Raw genomic sequence first — 207 nt, 5'->3', positions numbered from 1 at the left:
ACTCTCATTCCACGACCAAGCAACAGCGGCAACACCAAGTAAGCGTGTGAGAGCTACCATCATAAATGACAAACCATCTAGTGCTAAGTGAAAGCTAATACCTAAACTTGGTATCCACGGCACACTAAATTCTGCTACCCAAGGCTCTGCAGCATCTGGTGGAATGACCTGCTTACTCATACCGCTATAATCACCTTGCTGGCTTAG

The 207-nt window shown here is 46.4% G+C and carries 1 pseudogene; it reads right to left on the bottom strand.

The features are described from left to right. Window positions 1–207 (bottom strand): annotated as a pseudogene (locus V6252_RS13780) (NADH-quinone oxidoreductase subunit M); the annotation flags it as partial.

The organism is Psychrobacter proteolyticus (genome assembly GCF_038155145.1).
GTDB classification, from domain to species: domain Bacteria; phylum Pseudomonadota; class Gammaproteobacteria; order Pseudomonadales; family Moraxellaceae; genus Psychrobacter; species Psychrobacter proteolyticus_B.
The sequence above is the reverse complement of the archived record's forward strand: the minus strand, read 5'-3'. Positions and strand labels throughout refer to the sequence as shown.